Source organism: Streptomyces calidiresistens, from assembly GCF_014141525.1.
GTDB lineage: Bacteria > Actinomycetota > Actinomycetes > Streptomycetales > Streptomycetaceae > Streptomyces > Streptomyces calidiresistens.
Window position 1 is genome coordinate 1 of the sequence record NZ_VKHS01000847.1, and the last position, 2207, is coordinate 2207.

General features: G+C 80.1%; 1 protein-coding gene. It reads right to left on the bottom strand.

Annotated elements, in window-relative coordinates:
- Window positions 1-2185: AAA family ATPase (locus tag FOE67_RS23385; protein ID WP_182666822.1), on the bottom strand; the 2185-nt coding region annotated here is incomplete at its 3' end.
- Between the last annotated feature and the right edge of the window lie 22 nt (window positions 2186-2207).

Sequence of the window (2207 nt, forward strand, 5' to 3'; positions counted from 1 at the left end):
CCCCGTCCGCCGGTCCTCCCCCGCGCAGCAGCGCCTCCCCCGCCCGACGGTGCGCCCGGGCGTCGGCGGGCAGGCCCAACCGCTGCGCGTCATCGGCCAGCCGCAGCCGCACCCTTCCCTCCAGACGCCGATCCCCCGCCGCCCGGGCCGCCCGCAACGCGTCGTAACCCGCCCGCAACGCCTCCTCGAACTCCCCCGCGCACCCGCGCACGCGGGCCACCTCCGCCAGGGCCGCCGCGTGCCCACGGGGGTCCCCCCGCCGTCGGTGGACGGCCGCGGCCGCCCTCCAGGACAGCAGTGCCGGGCGCCACTCCCCGGTCAGGGCGTGCGCCTGCCCCAGCACACCGTGCAGCCGCGCCTCGGCGTCCCGGTCGCCCGTCGCCTGGGCCCGGGACAGCGCCCGGCCGTACCAGTCGGCGGCCCGTTGCGGGTCCCCCAGTTCGGCGTGGGCGCCGGCGATCGACTCCAGTGCCCGTCCCACGGGGGGGGGCGTCCCCGGGCCCCCGAGGCCGCGCAGCGCGTCCAGAGCCGCCCGGTAGCGTTCCAGGGCCTGCCGGGCGCGGCCGGTCGCGAGGTCCAGGTCCCCGAGATCGAGCAGGGCCGCGGCCCGCTCACCGTCCAGCCCCTGCCGCTCGGCCACTCCCAGCATCAGCTCGTGCAGGTGGTACAGCTCCGGGGCGGCCCCGTCCTCACCGCGGTGGACGGTCAGCGCGGCGGCCAGGGCGGCGATCAGTCGTCGGGCAAGGGTGTCCAGCTCTCCGTCCGCCACCGCCAGCCGGGCCGAGGCGGACAGACTCGGCAGCCGGTCGGTCAGCCATCGGGCCGCCTCCTCCCGGGAGGAGAACCGCAGCGTGGAGGGCAGGGCCGCGGAACGCTCCCGGGCCGGGGAACCCTCCGGCTCCCCGGCCGCCCGACAGGCCACCAACCGGCGCACGGTGCGTTCCAGCACCCGGGCCCGGGCCAGCAGGACGTCGGCCGGTCGCTCGTGCCGGCGCACCAGGTCCCGCAGCAACGGATCCAGGCAGCCGGGCACCTCGTACAGCGGCCACGGGTCCCCCGCGCCGCCCCCGGCGCCGGGCGCGCCGGTCCCCCCGGAGGACGCGTCGGGCGAGGCCGTCCGTTCCGGCGGGTCCACCGGCCGCACCAGCCCCAGCAGGGCGAATCCCCGCAGCGCCCGGCGGGCCGCGCCGACCGAGCACCCGGCCAGGGCGGCGGCGGTGTGCGCGTCCACCAGGCCCGCCGGGGCCAGCACGAGCAGCCGCAGGACCCGGGCGGCCGGGGGCCGGAGGGCCGAGAGGGCGAGGTGGAAGGCCCGCTCCAGCGGCCCGTCCCCCGGCTCGACCGGGGTCCCGGCACCGGCCTCGCTCCCCCCTTCGACCGGGTCGCCCGGGTCCGCGACCCCGGGTGGGGGGGCGGTCATCGCCCGCGCCGCCCGTGCGACGGCGGCGTCGGGGTGGGCGGCGAGCCAGCCGGCGGCGAGCAGGAGCGCCGCGGGCAGGTGGGCACAGGCCTCGGCCAGACGTTCGGCGGCCCGGGGATCGACGGTGATCCGGGTGGAGCCCGCGCCGCGGGCCAACAGTCGCAGGGCCGCGTGCTGATCCAGCGCTCCCACCGTGCACGGCCGCACGTCGGCCACCCCCGTCAGCGGGCCGCGGGCCACCACGAGCACCGTGCACCCCCGACCGTCCGGGATCAGCTCGGCCACCTGCTCGGCGCTCGCCGCGTCGTCGAGGATCAGCAGGACACGTCGGTCCGCCAGAACGGCGCGCAGCGCCTCGCAGCTCTCGTCCGCGTCCGCGCCCGGTGGGGCGGGGGCGCCCAGGGCCCCGAGCAGCTCCCGGGCGGCGCGCTCCACGGGCACCGGGTCGCCGCCCGGCTCGGTGAGCACGGTCCGCAGGACGCCGTCGGGACAGCCCCCGTCGGCACGGAACCGGCGGGCGAACTCGCGGGCGAGGGCGGTCCGCCCGGTGCCCGGGCGGCCGGCGATCAGCAGCACCCGGGCGCGGGAGGAGGGACGACCGGCCATGGTGTCCAGGCCGGCACGCCCGACATCGGCGCGCAGGCCCGTCAGCTCCCGCCGGCGGCCGAGGAACACGGGGGCGGGCGCGGGGGGCGCGCCGGCCCCCGTGTTCCCCGGCCGCCGGTGTCCGGCCGGGTCCACCGCCCGTTCGGTGAGCTCCGTCACGCCCCGAGCCTAGACCCATTCT